This window comes from Stenotrophomonas sp. B2 (assembly GCF_014947095.1).
GTDB lineage: Bacteria > Pseudomonadota > Gammaproteobacteria > Xanthomonadales > Xanthomonadaceae > Stenotrophomonas > Stenotrophomonas maltophilia_P.
In genome coordinates, this window is sequence record NZ_JADCQA010000001.1 from 270,094 (window position 1) to 285,198 (window position 15,105).

11 protein-coding genes and 1 tRNA gene are annotated in these 15,105 nt (G+C 66.0%); 5 read left to right on the forward strand and 7 right to left on the reverse strand.

Annotated features, from left to right (window positions below):
* Positions 1–5: 5 nt before the first annotated feature.
* The gene (locus tag IMX13_RS01345; RefSeq protein WP_193395585.1) at positions 6–752 is read right to left on the reverse strand and encodes a sulfite exporter TauE/SafE family protein; all 747 of its coding nucleotides are present in this window, start codon (positions 750–752) and stop codon (positions 6–8) included.
* 100 nt (positions 753–852) lie between these two features.
* Between IMX13_RS01345 and IMX13_RS01350 the strand changes: the two genes are divergently transcribed.
* Together IMX13_RS01350 and IMX13_RS01355 are read left to right on the forward strand one after the other, a co-directional pair.
* Complete coding sequence (locus tag IMX13_RS01350; RefSeq protein ID WP_193395650.1) at positions 853–1,752, forward strand: LysR family transcriptional regulator; 900 nt, start codon at positions 853–855, stop codon at positions 1,750–1,752.
* Positions 1,753–1,802: 50 nt separating this feature from the next.
* Positions 1,803–1,887: transfer RNA gene (locus IMX13_RS01355), tRNA-Leu, on the forward strand.
* Positions 1,888–2,063: 176 nt separating this feature from the next.
* Here the strand turns inward: IMX13_RS01355 and emrB are convergent.
* Genes emrB through emrR form a run of 4 tightly spaced genes read right to left on the reverse strand, consistent with a single transcriptional unit; the run spans position 2,064 to position 6,781 of the window.
* Positions 2,064–3,650 carry a multidrug efflux MFS transporter permease subunit EmrB gene (gene emrB, locus IMX13_RS01360; protein WP_053518356.1) on the reverse strand — a complete coding sequence of 529 codons (1,587 nt, stop codon included), beginning with the start codon at positions 3,648–3,650 and terminating at the stop codon, positions 2,064–2,066.
* Between the two features lie 7 nt (positions 3,651–3,657).
* The gene (emrA, locus tag IMX13_RS01365) at positions 3,658–4,836 is read right to left on the reverse strand and encodes a multidrug efflux MFS transporter periplasmic adaptor subunit EmrA (RefSeq protein ID WP_053518354.1); all 1,179 of its coding nucleotides are present in this window, start codon (positions 4,834–4,836) and stop codon (positions 3,658–3,660) included.
* Positions 4,837–4,847: 11 nt separating this feature from the next.
* On the reverse strand, positions 4,848–6,341 hold the full coding sequence (emrC, locus tag IMX13_RS01370; protein WP_193395586.1) for a multidrug efflux transporter outer membrane subunit EmrC: 1,494 nt from the start codon (positions 6,339–6,341) through the stop codon (positions 4,848–4,850).
* Positions 6,338–6,781, reverse strand: a complete 444-nt coding sequence (gene emrR / locus IMX13_RS01375) for a multidrug efflux system transcriptional regulator EmrR (protein ID WP_053518351.1) — start codon at positions 6,779–6,781, stop codon at positions 6,338–6,340. Before emrR ends, emrC begins: the two co-directional genes overlap by 4 nt.
* 145 nt (positions 6,782–6,926) lie before the next feature.
* Between emrR and IMX13_RS01380 the strand changes: the two genes are divergently transcribed.
* The gene (locus tag IMX13_RS01380; protein WP_164150816.1) at positions 6,927–7,835 is read left to right on the forward strand and encodes a helix-turn-helix transcriptional regulator; all 909 of its coding nucleotides are present in this window, start codon (positions 6,927–6,929) and stop codon (positions 7,833–7,835) included.
* A gap of 59 nt (positions 7,836–7,894) precedes the next feature.
* Positions 7,895–10,138 carry a DNA topoisomerase IV subunit A gene (gene parC, locus IMX13_RS01385; RefSeq protein WP_193395587.1) on the forward strand — a complete coding sequence of 748 codons (2,244 nt, stop codon included), beginning with the start codon at positions 7,895–7,897 and terminating at the stop codon, positions 10,136–10,138.
* A 274-nt stretch (positions 10,139–10,412) separates the two neighbouring features.
* Here parC and IMX13_RS01390 read toward each other — a convergent pair whose 3' ends face one another.
* Together IMX13_RS01390 and bfr are read right to left on the reverse strand one after the other, a co-directional pair.
* Positions 10,413–11,729, reverse strand: a complete 1,317-nt coding sequence (locus IMX13_RS01390; RefSeq protein WP_193395588.1) for a hypothetical protein — start codon at positions 11,727–11,729, stop codon at positions 10,413–10,415.
* A 429-nt stretch (positions 11,730–12,158) separates the two neighbouring features.
* Positions 12,159–12,647, reverse strand: coding sequence for a bacterioferritin (bfr, locus tag IMX13_RS01395; RefSeq protein WP_053518345.1), 489 nt, complete (start codon positions 12,645–12,647; stop codon positions 12,159–12,161).
* Between the two features lie 123 nt (positions 12,648–12,770).
* Between bfr and IMX13_RS01400 the strand changes: the two genes are divergently transcribed.
* Positions 12,771–15,098, forward strand: coding sequence for a penicillin acylase family protein (locus tag IMX13_RS01400; RefSeq protein ID WP_193395589.1), 2,328 nt, complete (start codon positions 12,771–12,773; stop codon positions 15,096–15,098).
* The last annotated feature ends 7 nt before the right edge of the window (positions 15,099–15,105 follow it).

Genomic DNA, 15,105 nt, shown 5'->3' on the forward strand with positions numbered 1-15,105 from the left:
CTGGATCAGAACAGGGGTCGCAGCACCAGCTCCAGGCCCAGCAGCAGCAGGAAGCCCAGGAAGCACACGCGGAACACCCGCGCACTGATCCGCTGCCGGATCACCTGCCCCAGCCACATGCCCGCCAGCGCCGGCAACACCGCCAGCGCGCTCAATCCCAGCTGCTGCACACCGAATGCGCCGTGCAGCACCAGTCCGCCCGTCAACGAGAGGGTCGACACCGTGAACGCCAGGCCCAGCGCCTGCACCAGCTCTTCGCGCTGCAGCCCCAGCGACTGCAGGTACGGCACCGCCGGCATCACGAACACACCGGTCGCCCCGGTCACCACGCCGGACAGCGCCCCCATCAGCGGCCCCAGCCAACGCTCACGCCGCTGCGGCACACGGAACACCGGCGCAACCAAGGCATACAGCGCATACACCACCAGCGCCACGCCCAGCGCCACCCGCGACCAGGTGCGGTCGACCCGCACCAGCAACGTCGCCGCGCCCAGGGTCACCACCACCACGGCCAGCATCATCGGCCACAGGCGTCGCACGATCGGCCCCAGTGATGGCCCGGCCAGCAGTTGCCAGGCGTTGGTGACGAAGGTCGGAATGAACAGCATCGACGCCGCCGCCACCGGCGACAGCGCCCCTCCCAGCAGGCCCATCGCCACGGTCGGCAGGCCCATGCCGGTCACGCCCTTGACCACCCCCGCCAGCATGAACACGGCAACCAGCAGACCATAGAAGAATGTCGTCTCGCTCATGCCGTCATTGGAACCGGCGCGCCTTCCGCGCACAATGCGGCTTATGCGCCTCACCCTTCGGCTGGCCCGAAGGCAGGCGGCACGCAACGAGGGCCGTGACATGCGGATGGACATCGCCGACCTGCGCCTGTTCCTGGCCGTGGCCGACGCCGGCAGCATCACCGCAGGCGCCGCGCAGGCGAACCTGGCGCTGGGCTCTGCCAGCGAACGCCTGCGGGCGATCGAGAACGACGCGGGCACCGCGCTGCTGGTGCGTCACCCGCGCGGCGTGAGCCTGACCGAAGCCGGTGCCGCCCTCTCCCACCACGCGCGCCAGATCCTGCATCAACAGGCACAGCTGCGGGGCGAACTGCAGGCCTTCGCGAAGGGCGCGCGCGGCACCCTGCACCTGTATGCCAACACCGCCGCACTGACCAGCTACCTGCCTTCCCGGTTGGCTCCCTGGCTGGCCGAACGCCCACGCCTGCACGTCGAACTGCACGAACGCACCAGCCCTGAAGTGGTCCGCGCCCTGACCGCTGGCCAGGCCGAAGCGGGAATCATCAGTGATGCGGTCGAGGCAACCGGCCTGCAACGCCATGTCGTTGCCGAGGATCCCCTGGTGATGCTGCTGCCCGCAGGCCATCGTTTCGCGGCCCGTCGCACGCTGGCCTTCGCCGATGTGGCCAGCGAAACCTTCGTCGCGCTGGCCGATGGCAATGCGCTGCAGACCTACATCGAAACGCAGGCACGCGACATCGGCCATCGGTTGGACGTGCGCATCCGCATGAAGACCTTCGAAGGCGTGTGCATCATGGTGGGTCACGGCATCGGCGTGGGTATCGTGCCGCGCACCATCGCGCGCCAGCACCGCCGCGCGACACAGGCGCTGGCAGTGCCCCTCGCGGATGCGTGGGCACAGCGCCGCCTGTGCGCCTGCTTCGCCGACTGGACACGGCTGTCGACAGCGATGCGCAGCCTGCTGCTGCACCTCGGCGTGGAAGCGGAGAAAAAAGCATGAAATGGTGTTGACACATCCGATGCCGTACCGCAGAATTCCCCTCCTGAGTCGCCCAGGTGGCGGAATTGGTAGACGCACTAGTTTCAGGTACTAGCGGGTAAAACCGTGGAGGTTCGAGTCCTCTCCTGGGCACCACGACTCATGATGATGAAACCCGCGAAAGCGGGTTTTTTCGTTTCCGGAATCCGCAGCGCCAACGCAATGGCGACGCCTTCCGCGCGTTGCGCGAATGCCGCCTGGCAGAACTCACCACAGACAAAAACCCCGCCTTGCGGCGGGGTCGACATACAGCGCCGTGTTTGCGGGCAGTTTCAGTGCCCGCCACCGGCCGCTGCACCGGCACCGGCACCGAACGGCGGCTTGGCCAGCCACAGGAAGGTGATGATGGCCAGGAAGATCCAGCCCAGCAGGAAGAAGATGTCGTTGAAGCCCATCTGCGATGCCTGGTGGTTGATCATGGTGTTGAGCACCGCTGCACCATGCTGCAGGTCACCCTGCCCCATCGCCGCAACCTGGTCCTGCATGCCCGGCTGATAGGCCGAAATGTGTTCGGTCAGATCGGCGTGGTGCACCTGCGTGCGACGCGCCCACAGCCAGGTGGTCAGCGACGCTGCAAAGCTGCCGCCCAGCGTGCGCAGGAACGTGGCCAGGCCCGAACCCGCGGCAATTTCGCGACCATCCAGATCCGACAGCAGGATCTGTAGAACCGGCATGAAGAACAGCGCCACGCCGATGCCCATGATCAGCTGCACGCCGGCCACGTGCTGGAAGTCCACCTGCAGATTGAAGCCCGAGCGCAGGAAGCTGGTCATCGACAGGAACACGAAGGCGATGGTCGCCAGCATGCGCATGTCGAAGCGCGAGGCATACTTGCCCACGAACGGCGTCATGATCACCGGCAGCACGCCGATCGGAGCCGTCGCCAGCCCTGCCCAGATCGCCGTGTACCCCATGTCGCGCTGCAGCCACTGCGGAATCAGCAGGGCCACGCTGAAGAATGCGGCATAGGCCACCACCATCGCCAGCGTGCCGGCGCGGAAGTTGCGGTGGCGGAACAGTTTCAGGTCGACGATCGGGTCCTTGTCGGTCAGTTCCCAGATCAGGAACACCGTCAGCGCCACGACCGCCACGCAGGCCAGCACCACGATCCGGGTGGAGGAGAACCAGTCCTCGTCGTTGCCCAGGTCGAGCACCAGCTGCAGTGCGCCGACGCCGATCACCAGCGTGATCAGGCCGACGTAGTCCATCTTCGGCTTCTCCACGTGTTCCGGACGGCCCTTCAGCTGGTTGCCCACCACCAGCGCGGCGAAGATGCCCAGGGGCACGTTGATCAGGAAGATCCATTCCCAGCTGTAGTTGTCCGTGATCCAGCCCCCGAGGATCGGCCCGCAGATCGGCGCGACCACGGTGATCATCGCCAGCAGCGCCAACGCCTGCCCGCGTTTCTCGCGTGGATAGATCGAGACCAGCAACGACTGCGTGATCGGATACATCGGGCCGGCCACGAAGCCCTGCAGGGCGCGCGACACCACCAGCATGCCCATGCTCTGCGCTAGGCCACACAACAGCGAGGTGATGACGAAGGCCAGCGTGGCCCAGACGAACAGCTTGCGCTCGCCGAAACGGCGGCTGAGCCAGCCGGTCAGCGGCAGTGCGATGGCCGTGCTGACCGCGAACGAAGTGATGACCCACGTCGCCTGCTGCGAACTGGCGCCGAGATTGCCGGCGATGGTCGGCAGCGAGACGTTGGCGATGGTGGTGTCGAGCACCTGCATGAAGGAGGCCATCGCCAGGCCCACGGTGCACAGGGCCACGCTCGGCGGCAGGAACCCGGCGGCCGCACCCGGCGCCGCCGGTGCGCCCGGGCTTCCGGGCGCGGCTGGAGCTTGGGCGGACATGGCGACCTCAGCCCACCTTCGACTGCTGCGGCACGTTGCCCTGGATGATCGAGTGGATCACCTCGTCGGCATCATGCAGCTGCTTGGCATAGACGTCGGTGTCGAACACCGTGCCCTTGGCCGGGGCGCTCGGCAGCACCTCGCCCTTCTGGTCGCGCAGGCTCACCTCGGCCTTCATCGACAGGCCGATACGCAACGGATGTTCGGCAAGCTGCTTGGCATCGATGGCGATGCGCACCGGAACGCGCTGCACGATCTTGATCCAGTTGCCGCTGGCGTTCTGCGCCGGCAGCAGCGAGAACGCCGAGCCGGTCCCCAGACCCAGGCTCTGCACGCGGCCCTTGTACTTCACATCGCCGGCGTACAGGTCAGACTTCAGCTCCACTTCCTGGCCCAGGCGCATGTGGCGCAGCTGGGTTTCCTTGAAGTTGGCCTCGACCCACATCTGCTCGGTCGGCACCACGGCCATCAGTGCGGCACCCGGCTGCACACGCTGGCCCACCTGCACCGAGCGACGGGCCACATAACCGGTGACCGGCGCGACGATGCCGGCGCGGGCATTGTTGAGGTAGGCCTGGCGCAGCTGCGCGGCGGCCGCCTGCACGTCGGGCTGGGTGGCGATCACCGTATCGTCGACCAGCGCACGGTTGCGCTCGACGGTCTCGCGCGAACCGGCCACCGCTGCTTCCGCCGCCGCCAGCTCATCGCGGGCATGGGCGAGTTCTTCGTTGGAGATGGCACCGGTGGCGGCCAGATCCCTGCGGCGTGCGAAGTCCTCGCGCACGCGCTTCAGGGTCACCTGACGGGCATTCAGGTCTGCCTGCGCGCCTTCCACGCTGCGATACAGGCCACGGGTCTGGCGAACGGTCTTGGCCAGGTTGGCTTCAGCCTGCTGCAGGGCCACGGACGTATCGGCCGGGTCCAGCTGCACCAGCAGCTGGCCACGCTCCACGCGCATGCCGTCATCGGCATTGATGGCGACCACGGTGCCTGCCACCAGCGGGGTGATCTGTACGAGGTTGCCCTGCACGTAGGCATCGTCGGTTTCTTCGAACCAACGGCCGAACATGAAATACCACAGCGCCAGTGCGGCAAGCAGCAGCACGACGATGACGAACAGGCCCCGCAGCAGGTTGCTGCGGCGGTTGGAGGCGGCCGGGGCCGCAGTGTCTTGGGTCTGGCTCATGGCGGGGATCTTCAGGAATGCGAGGAATCGGAATGGGAGGCAAGCGGCGCGCGATCGGCATCACTGGGCTGGAAGCCCCCGCCCAGCGCTTTGCTCAGGCGCACCGAGGTCTGCACCTGCTGCGACTGCAGGCTGGCCAGCTGCTGTTGTGACTGCAGCAGGGTGGACTGTGCGGACAGCACATCCAGGTAGCTGCCGATGCCGGCGCGGTAACGCTGCCCGGCCAGGTCGAACGCTGCACGCGCAGTGTCCACGGCCTGCTGCTGCGACTGCGCCTGCTGCGCCAGCGAGCGCACCGCATTGACCTGGTCGGCCACGTCGCGCAGTGCGTCAAGCACCGCCTGGTTGTAATTGGCCACCGCCAGGTCGTACTGCGCATCGGTGTCGGCCAGGTTGGCGCGCAGCTTGCCGCCTTCGAAGATCGGCAGGCTCAGCGCCGGGCCGATGTAGGCGAAGGTGGAACTGCTCTGCAGCAGATCGCCGACATTCGGCGCCACCACGCCGGCCAGCGCGGTCAGGTTGAGGCTCGGGTAGAACTTCGTCCTGGCGACCTTGATCTGCTTGTTGGCCGCTTCCACGCGCCAGCGTGCGGCGACGATGTCAGGACGACGGCCGAGCAGCTCGCTGGGCAGCACGCCTGGCAGCTGCAGGGCCGTCGGATTCAACGGCTGCGGACGCTCGATCGTCAGCCCACGGTCGGGGCCCTTGCCGACCAGGGCGGCCAATGCGGTGCGGGCGGCGTCGATGCGTTGCTGCGCGGCCTGCACCTGCTGTTGCGCGGCGGGCACGCGGGCTTCGGCCTGGCGCACCTGCAGATCGCTGTCGATGCCAGCGCGGCGACGCTGCCGGGTCAGTTCCAGCGACTTCTGCGACCGCGTCAGTTCTTCCTCGGCGACATCGTCGAGCTGCCACGCGTAAGCAAGGTCCGCATAGGCCTGGGCGATGCCGGTGGACAGATTCAGGCGTGCGGCCTGGGCCTCCACGGTGGCGGCATGCGCGCCATCCACGGCCGCTTCCCAGCCGGCGCGCTTGCCGCCCCACAGGTCGATGCCGTAGCTGAAGTCGAAAGCGACCTGGCTGCTGCCTGCGTAGTGGCCACCGATCTCGTCGCCGGCCATCGACTCGGGCAGGCGAAGCCCGGTATAGCCGCCGGAAACGGAGAGACTGGGCAGGCGGTCAGCGCGTGCGGTACCGACCTTGGCCTGCGCCTGGCGCAGACGTGCGTCGGCGGCGTCCAGGCTCGGATGACCGGCCAGGCCTTCGGCGATCAGCGCGTCCAGCTGCGCATCGCCCAATGCCTTCCACCAGTCCTGTGCGGGGAAGCCGGTGGCACTGAGATCGGTGTCGGCCAGGGTGCGCTCGCTGTGCAGGCTGTCCACATCGAGCAGGCGGGCCTGCGGTTCGAGGCCGCGGCTACTGGCACAGGCGGCCAGCGCCAGCGCCAGCGCCGACAGCAGCAGCGCGCGCCCGGACCGGCGGAATGAGGAATGCGGGATCGGGTTCATGGGGTCGTCAGGGAATCGCGGATTCGGGTCAGGAGGGACAACAGCAGCGTGCGCTCGTCGGCGGACAGATCGCGCAGGGCGTAATCCATCACCGCGTCGCCGCGCAGCTTCAAGCGCGCCCACAGTGCGCGGCCTTCATCGGTCAGCACGATCTGCAGCGCACGGCGGTCCTGCGCATGTGCCTCGCGGCGAACGCAGCCCAGGGCTTCGAGCTTGTCCAGCAGGCGGGTGACGGCACTGGGTACCTGGTCGATGGCCTGGGCCAGTTCGTTGGCGGTACAGGGGGCCATGTTCGAGAGCACCTTCAACCCGATGTAGTGGGTGAAGCCGATGCCCAGGTCTTCTTCGGCCATGGACGCGTCAAGCTGGCGGACCAGGCCGTCGCGCACCTGGCGCAGCAGCAGGCCGAAGCTGGGGGGAGTGGTTGCAGGACAGATCATGGGAGTGCATTCTCTTCCAAAAAAAATATTTCTCAATGGAAATATTCGATCTGGCATCGAATGCTGTGTTGCAGCAGCGGGCTGGATCAGTGAAGGCGCCTACCTTAATGGCGCCCCAGGATGGCCCGGTAGTACCATCAAGCCAATGAATGACACATTCCAGCCAGCGGACAGGATGAACAAGGAGCACATCGCGCCGGCCCGGCAGCTGCTGCACAACGAGGCGCTGGACTGGTTCGAGCGCAACGATGGCCCGCCGGTCGTCGGTTTCCGCTTCGACAGTCCGCAGGGGCTCGCCCGTGAAGTCGACTGGCACCATCACCAGCGTGCGCAGCTGATCTGTGTCGAGCGCGGCCTGCTGACCACCCGCACCTCGCATGGAACGTGGTCGCTGGCGCCCGGTTCGGCCGGCTGGATGCCGCCCTTGGAACCGCACACGGTCGCTCTGGACGGCCCGCTGCGTGGCTGGGGCATGGCGCTGGCCGCGCCGGCCTGCACTGCCCTTCCCGCCGCCCCCTGCGTGCTGGGCCTGTCCAGGCTGGCGCAGGCACTGGCGGACCGGATCTGCGGCTGGTCGCTCGACCAGGTCGCCACGCCCGAGCACCAGCACATCATCGAGGTTCTGCTGGATGAGATCCGCACCGCACCGCGCCAGCGCATGCACCTGCCGATGCCGCACGATCGGCGCCTGCTGAAGATCGCCTCGCAGCTGCTGGCCGATCCCTCCGACGAGCGCAGCCTGGCCGAATGGGCGCATTGGGCCGGGCTTTCGCCGCGAAGCCTGACCCGCCACTTCCGCGACGAGACCACGCTGAGCTTCGCGCAGTGGCGCCAGCAGGCCCGTCTGTCCGAAGCGCTGCGGCAGCTGACCGATGGCCGCAGCGTGGCCGATATCGCCCATGCGCTGGGCTTCAGCAGCGCCAGCGCCTTCGTCACCGTGTTCCGCCGCCATTTCGGCCTGCCGCCCGGGCGCTACCTGGCGCGGGCCGGGAATGGACTGGAAACCGGCCTGGACCCTGCGCGCGGCTTGGCATCCCCGGCCGCATCCGGATAATCACAGGATTGCGAGCGGCGACCGCCGTCGCCGCCTCCCGACATAGGTAACAACGCCGCATGACCGAACTTGCCCGCCCCGTGTTCCACGGATTCGAACAACTGCCGTTGCGCGAGTACGCCGAACGCGCCTACCTCGACTACTCGATGTACGTGGTCCTGGACCGCGCCCTGCCGTTCGTCGGCGACGGCCTGAAGCCGGTGCAGCGCCGCATCATCTATTCGATGAGCGAGCTGGGGCTGAATGCCGCGTCCAAGCCGAAGAAGTCCGCACGCACCGTCGGTGACGTCATCGGTAAATACCACCCGCACGGCGACAGCGCGTGCTACGAGGCGCTGGTGCTGATGGCCCAGCCGTTCTCCTACCGCTATCCGCTGATCGAGGGCCAGGGCAACTTCGGCTCCAGCGACGACCCGAAGTCGTTCGCGGCGATGCGCTACACCGAATCCAAGCTGACCCCCATCGCCGAAGTGCTGCTGGGCGAGCTGGGCCAGGGCACCACCGACTGGGCGCCCAACTTCGATGGCACGCTGCAGGAGCCGACGTGGATGCCGGCCCGCCTGCCGCACCTGCTGCTCAACGGCACCACGGGCATCGCCGTGGGCATGGCCACCGATGTGCCGCCGCACAACCTCAACGAGATCGTCAGCGCGCTGCTGCACCTGCTGGACGATCCGGACGCCACCGTGCGCGACCTGTGCGAGCACGTGAAAGGCCCGGACTATCCCTCCAGCGCCGAGATCATCACGGCCGCCAACGATCTGCGCACCCTGTACGAGACCGGCAACGGCAGCGTGCGTGCGCGCGCGACGTTCAGCCGTGAAGCCGGCAACATCGTGGTCACCGCACTGCCGTTCCAGGTATCGCCCTCGAAGGTGATCGAGCAGATCGCCGCGCAGATGCGCGCCAAGAAGCTGCCGTGGCTGGAAGACATCCGCGATGAATCCGACCACGCCAATCCGGTGCGGGTGGTGCTGGTGCCGCGCTCGAACCGCGTCGATGCCGAGCAGCTGATGGGCCACCTGTTCGCCACCACCGACCTGGAGCGCAGCTACCGCGTCAACCTCAACGTGATCGGGCTGGACGGCCGTCCGCAGGTGAAGAACCTGAAGATGCTGCTCAGCGAATGGCTGACGTTCCGCAGCAACACCGTCACCCGCCGCCTGCAGCATCGCCTGCAGAAGGTCGAACGCCGCCTGCACCTGCTGGAAGGTCTGCTGGTGGCCTTCCTCAACCTGGACGAGGTGATCCATATCATCCGTACCGAGGACGAACCGAAGGCCGCACTGATCGCGCGCTTCGGCCTGTCCGAAGAACAGGCCGAGTACATCCTGGAGACCAAGCTGAAGCAGCTGGCCCGCCTGGAGGAAATGAAGATCCGCGGCGAGCAGGGCGAGCTGGCCAAGGAACGCGAGAAGATCATCGGCATCCTCGACAGCAAGGCCAAGCTGAAGAAGCTGATCCGCGACGAGCTGCAAGCCGATGCGAAGAAGTTCGGCGACGAGCGCCGCTCGCCGCTGGTCCAGCGCCAGGCGGCGCAGGCCATCGACGAGACCGAGCTGGTGCCAAGCGAGCCGATGACGGTGGTGCTGTCGCAGAAGGGCTGGATCCGCGCCGCCAAGGGTCATGACGTGGACGCGTCGGCCCTGTCCTATCGCGATGGCGATGCGCTGCAGGGCGCCGTGCGCGCGCGCAGCACCCAGCAGGTCGCATTCCTGGACAGCGAAGGCCGGGCCTATTCAACGGCGGTGCACACCCTGCCTTCTGCGCGGGGCAACGGCGAGCCGCTGACCGGCCGTTTCTCGCCGGCGCCCGGCACCAGCTTCGTCACCCTGGCCAGCGCCGAGCCGGACGCACGCTTCGTGCTCGCGTCCAGCCATGGCTACGGCTTCGTCACCCGCTTCGAGAACCTGATCGGCCGCAACAAGGCCGGCAAGGCGATGCTGAACCTGTCCGCCGGCTCGTCGGTGCTACCGCCGGCGGTGGTCGCCAATGTCGAGAGCGACCGCATCGTGGCGGTGACCAGCTCGGGCAACCTGCTGGCGATTCCGGCCAGCGATCTGCCCGAACTGGACAAGGGCAAGGGCAACAAGATCATCGAGATCCCCAAGGCCAAGCTGGCCACGGAACGCGTGGTCGCCATCGTGGCGATCGGGCCGGGGCAGACCCTGCAGGTGCGCGCCGGCCAGCGCACGATGGGCCTGAAGTTCAACGAGCTCGATGCCTACCTCGGCGCGCGGGCGACCCGCGGCCACCTGCTGCCGCGTGGCTGGCAGAAGGTCGAAGGCCTGTCAGTGGAATGACGCAGCGGGGTCGGATCCCTTTCCAACGGAAAGGGCTCTGACCCCAGGCTCCCGCTTCGGCAGGCGTCAACCTTGGCCGACACGCCGTTGCTGCTGGAAACCCGCCCTGGTCGGCGCCGGTCGACAAGGCATAGGCGACAATTGTTGACCAGTTGAACGCAAATAGCCGGGGAACCCCGGCTATTTGCATTTGGTGGGTATGGTTCAGATCGACCGAGGCATCAGGAGTGGGGGTTCGACGACCTGTGCGGAGCAATTGAACTGCACGCAACTGCTATTTCAATATTTTCTGAAACTCCGTGAATACTCTGAGCAATTTCTCAGCACTTTCGATCTCTCCCGCACGATCACTCGACACCACCTTCTTCGCCTGCGTTCTCAGCGGATTGGTGTGAATTTCCGCCAACACCGTACGTATGTAATGCGAGTGATCACTTTCACCGTTATTCTCCCTAGACATCTGCTCAGAGAATCCGACGATCGATTTGGAGAGTACACTCTTGTAAGCGTACTCTTCAGCGATATTCGCAAGCTTAACGTACTGATGCGCACAGAACCACGCACCACCGATAAGTATCGGAATCAATGATACACGCCCCGCAACTACCGCAATTGCTACCTTGGTATCCCACGTTATCCAGATACCAAGCAGCACTGCCAATAACACGAGAACACCCGCGGCGACCAGCCAGAACTTTCGCTTCGAATCCTCGCTCGTTTCTGTGTAGCGCTCATTGAAAGCCGCACTCAGGCCCTCTGCGGTTTTGTAAGAAAGAGCCGTCCTAGCAGATTCAATAATCCTCTTGGCTTCCCCCTCAATTTCAGACATCGCAACGCGATGCTGTGCAAGCGCGTCCGTGAACTCCACTGTCTTTACCTGCTGATCAACCAGTTGAGCCTCTCGCATAGCGATCTTCTTAGCGAACTCATCGATCAGTTGCCTATTTACCGCTGCGCTCGCCTGAGACTCCTCCGCACTCAGCGAAGCAGATGCTGCTGAGCTCTTGAGCTCATCAATCTCATCCAACTTTTGCTGCGCTTCGGTCAGCGCATCACTCATCGTTGATCCGGAATCTTCTATCCCTTTAAGCCGCACTCCAGACTCTTCAAGCCTGGCTGATACTTCAGCAGAAAGATCCAGCAGCTTCGCCTGCTCTTCGGCAATTTTTTTTCGCTCATCCTTAATAGCAGCAATCTGCCGATGGAGATCATCGACAGCACTCTCCAACTGTTCTCTTGTCTCCGGAGACCCTCTCAACTGAAACGGCCGGAGTACAACCTTCAGCTCTTGCAATGTTTGCGCGACCGACCCGAACTGCTGTTGCTGCAAGGCAGTTCTTAGGACTGCAACATTGGAAGCAATTGATCGTCTTTCAGCAACTGTCGTAATTCTAAAAAACCTTTCCGGCTTCCCAAGCTGCCCCCGGATGTCTGCGACTATTGCACGGACACCAGCGACAAGAGACTTCGCGCTGAACTCCAGTTCTTCTCCAAAGGTCTGACCTTTCAATTTCGACGAATCCACTCCATCTACATCGTCATCAATACCTTCGAGATTTGCCTTGATGTCCTCAATCGACTGCGCAACCATACCCCCTCCCTGAATATGCAGCTAAGAGCGTCTCAAAACCCGCATTACGGGTCAATCCTCACGGACTCTCCTGTCAACCTAGATTTCAAGGGGATATCGGCTTTCAACTCCAGACTTCCGCAACCACTCCGCCCGTCATCACTTGTGCCAGCGCGCATGACATTTGAGGCAGTGGAAATGACCCACCTAAGTCAGATCACCGCCTCAAATGCAACGAGGTCAGAGCCGTTCTCGTTGAAAACGGATCCGATCCCGGCCCCGACTACATCGGCCTCGGTCGACCCGCTCTGCCCGCCGGGCATGGCCCGGCGCTACCGAAACGCAGCACCAGACACGAAAAAGCCGGGTCATTCCCCGGCTTTTTCGTTGTCGGCTGGCGGGCAAAGGCTGGCGAGCGATGCTCCGGTGCTGGCGGGCGACGGTACCGGTTCAGTGCGCCGGGGCGCCGCTGCCGTCGATCTTGCTCAGCTGGTACAGCTCCAGGCCGATGCGCTTGATCAGGCCCAGCTGCTGCTCCAGCCACCAGGCGTGGTCCTCTTCGGTGTCCTTCAGCTGCGCCAGCAGGATGTCGCGGCTCACGTAGTCGCCCTTCTCTTCGCACAGCTTCATGCCGGCGGCGAGGTTGTTGCGCACGGCGTACTCGGTGTCCAGATCCTTCTGCAGCATCTCCTCCACCGTCGTACCCGGCTCGGTCAGGTGCGGGCGCATGTCAGGATCACCGCCAAGGAACAGGATGCGGCGCAGCAGCGCGTCGGCATGCTGGGTCTCTTCCTCCATCTCGTGGTTCAGGCGCTCATACAGCGCGAACAGGCCCTGGTCCTCGTAACGGCGGGAGTGGATGAAGTACTGGTCACGCGCGGCAAGCTCGCCGCGCAGCAGTTCCTTCAGGCAGGCGATGACGTCCGGGTTGCCTTTCATGGGGGGCTCCTGTGAATCGATGCGGCATAGGGTGCCCCATTTCGGGATACGGTGATCTAATCGGAATCAGTCGCAGTTGCGCCTGCGGCTACAATCGGCCCCGGCGTTCGGAAAGGACCTGCAATGCGACGTACATGGCGTTGGCTGCTCGGCGTGCTGATCGCCACCCTGCTGGTGGTGGCCCTGGCAGCGTGGCTGCTGCTGCGCGGCAGCCTGGCCGATCTGGAAGGTGAACATGCCCTGCCCGGCCTAAGCGCAGCAGTCACTGTCGAGCGCGACGCGCTGGGCGTGGTCACCATCACCGCGGGCAGCCAGGCCGACGCCATGCGTGCGCTCGGCCGTGTCCACGCTCAGGAGCGCTACTTCGAGATGGACCTGATGCGGCGCAGCGCGGCCGGCGAACTGGCTGCGCTGTTCGGCCCGAAGGCCATCGAGGTGGACAAGCGCATGCGGGTTCATCGCCTGCGCGCGCGGACCGGAGCCCATCTGGAGGCCGCCCTGGGCAGCAACGCCGCGGCGGTGAACGCGTATGTCGATGGGGTCAACCAGGGCCTGGCCGATCTCTTCGTGCGCCCGTGGGCCTACCTGCTGCTGCGGCAGGCGCCGCAGCCGTGGACCGCCAGCGACAGCGTGCTGGCGGGGCTGGCCATGTACGCCGATCTGCAGGATCCGGGCAACCGGACTGAACTGGCGCTCAGCCGCATCCAGGCGGTGGTGCCACCGGCGCTGCATGCGCTGATCGCGCACCAGGGCAGCGAATGGGATGCGCCCCTGTTCGGCGAGCCGCGCGGCAATGCCCTGCTGCCCGATGCAGGGCAACTGGATCTGCGCACGCTGGCCGCCTCGCCCGCCTCCGTGCCGGTGGAAACCGGCGCAGTGGGCAGCAACAACTTCGCCGTGGCCGGCGCCCTCACTGCCGATGGCCGTGCGATCGTTGCCGACGACATGCACCTGGGCCTGCGTGCACCCGGTCTCTGGTTCCGCGTGCGCCTGCGCTATCCCGATCCGCAGGCGGCCGATGGCCAGGTCGACATCAGTGGCTTCTCGCTGCCCGGTCTACCGGCCGTCATCGTCGGCAGCAACGGGCACATCGCCTGGGGATTCACCAACAGCTACATCGACACCGCCGATTTCCGCAACGAACCGGCCACTGCCCCGGTGACGGTGCACGAAGAGCGCATCGCCGTGGCCGGCCAGGATGACGTGGTGTTCCCGGTGCGCGAGACCGCCTGGGGGCCGATCCTGCACACCCACGCCGATGGCAGCGGCGACGCACTGCGCTGGGTCGCACATCTGCCCGGCGCGGTGCGCCTGGATTTCGCCGACATGGCCCGCGCGGGCGACCTGGACCAGGCCCTGCGCGTGGCCGACCGCGCCGGCATTCCTGCACAGAACCTGGTGATCGGCGACCGCAGTGGGCGCATCGCCTGGCGTCTGATCGGCGCCCGTCCGGACCGTGGCCCCGGATGTGCGGCGGCCGGCTACGCGCCAGCGCGCAATGACGCCTGCGCACCCTGGTCGCTGCGCAGCGACGCTGCCCCCGCACTGATCGATCCCGCCGACCACCGTCTGTGGACCGCCAACGGCCGCGTGCTGGACGGCGCCGCACTGGCAGTGGCCGGCAATGGCGGCTACGACCTTGGCGCCCGCGCGCGGCAGATCCGCGACCTGCTGGCGGTCCAGGACCGTTTCGATGAGCACGACCTGCTGGCGATCCAGCTCGATGACCGCGCGGTAATGCTGCAACGCTGGTGGGCGCTGCTGCAGCAGATCACCGCACACAGCAGCGACCCTGCACTGCAGCGCCTGCATGAAGCCAATGCGCACTGGGAAGGACGGGCATCGGTGGACTCGGTGAGCTATCGCATCACCCGCGGCTTCCGTGGCAAGGTGCTCGATGCGGTCGAAGGCGCGCTGCTCGCGCCTGCCCGCGCACAGCTGGGCGCCGACTACCTGCCGCCGCGGCTGCCCGAGCTGGAAGGCGTGGTCTGGCCGATGCTGGAACAGCGCCCGGCACATCTGCTGCCACCCGGTATCGACAGCTGGGATGCGTTGCTGGCGAAGGCCGCACGTGAGCTGGAAGCAGATCTTGCCGGCCAGGGACCGCTGGCCCAGCGCCGCTGGGGAGAGCGCAACACCGCGTCGATCTGCCACCCGGTCAGTCGCGCCCTGCCCGCCTTCGCACGCCGCGCGTTGTGCATGCCGGCCGAGCCGTTGCCCGGCGACCGCGACATGCCACGGGTGCAGGCCCCGGATTTCGGTGCTTCGCAGCGGATGGTGGTCTCCCCCGGTCACGAAGCCGACGGCATCGTGCACATGCCCGGTGGCCAGAGCGGCCACCCGCTGTCCCCCTACTGGGGCGCGGGCCACGAAGACTGGGTGCATGGCCGCCCCTCGCCGTTCCTACCGGGCAAGGCCCAGCACGTGATGACGCTGGTGCCGGCGAGATAGAGGGGTA